This window comes from Stenotrophomonas sp. AGC87 (assembly GCF_057333975.1).
Genome location: NZ_JBHFHW010000044.1, coordinates 1 through 1,011, shown reverse-complemented (window position 1 = coordinate 1,011; position 1,011 = coordinate 1). Strand labels below are relative to the sequence as shown.

Annotated in this window: 3 rRNA genes; all 3 read right to left on the bottom strand. The window is 60.3% G+C overall.

The annotated features are described in order from the left end of the window. Positions 1–427: 427 nt before the first annotated feature. A 5S ribosomal RNA gene (gene rrf / locus ACE026_RS20185) occupies positions 428–542 on the bottom strand. Between the two features lie 131 nt (positions 543–673). Next, positions 674–788, bottom strand: a 5S ribosomal RNA gene (rrf, locus tag ACE026_RS20180). Between the two features lie 131 nt (positions 789–919). Further along, positions 920–1,011, bottom strand: a 5S ribosomal RNA gene (rrf, locus tag ACE026_RS20175); the annotation flags it as partial.

Genomic DNA, 1,011 nt, shown 5'->3' with positions numbered 1-1,011 from the left:
GCCTCCTCCTTTATTTCGCCCGCAAGGGCATCGCGACCCACCTTTCCAGACAACTGGCGCCGCACAGCATCAGCGCGACAGCGAGTGCCGGGATTGATCTGGTCAGTACGCACACAGCACGCGAAGCCTCGTAGCGGCCGGTAGGCGCCTGGGCAAAATCAAGGAGGAGGCCGTCGCCACCAGGCGTCGGCCGGGGGACATTTGCCGAGGGGCCTGCCGGTCGCTACGGGGCCCTTACGCTCGCGGAAGATGCAAGCGGAGACGCCACCATTCCCAAAACGCAGAACTACCCAACGACACCCGCCGCACTGGCGGCATACGCATGACCGTGCTCATCTGCTGTGGCACGTGAAATGAGGCGCTCCCATCCGTTGGGAGAAGGACAAAAAAAACCCCGCTGCGTGAGCAGCGGGGTTTTGGGTGTGAACCCTGGCGATGACCTACTCTCGCATGGCTTAGGCCACACTACCATCGGCGCAGCTGCGTTTCACTTCCGAGTTCGGGATGGGATCGGGTGGTGCCACAGCGCTAATTTCACCAGGGAGACGGTTGGAGCAGCGCGTTGCGCCAGCTCAGCAGAGGTCTCTTCCGAGAAACAGATACCTGCAAAAACCAGGTGCCTGCAATAAAGGAAAACCCCGCTGCGTGAGCAGCGGGGTTTTCGGGGTAAAAACCCTGGCGATGACCTACTCTCGCATGGCTTAGGCCACACTACCATCGGCGCAGCTGCGTTTCACTTCCGAGTTCGGGATGGGATCGGGTGGTGCCACAGCGCTAATTTCACCAGGGAGACGGTTGGAGCAGCGCGTTGCGCCAGCTCAGCAGAGGTCTCTTCCGAGAAACAGATACCTGCAAAAACCAGGTGCCTGCAATAAAGGAAAACCCCGCTGCGTGAGCAGCGGGGTTTTCGGGGTAAAAACCCTGGCGATGACCTACTCTCGCATGGCTTAGGCCACACTACCATCGGCGCAGCTGCGTTTCACTTCCGAGTTCGGGATGGGATCGGGTGGT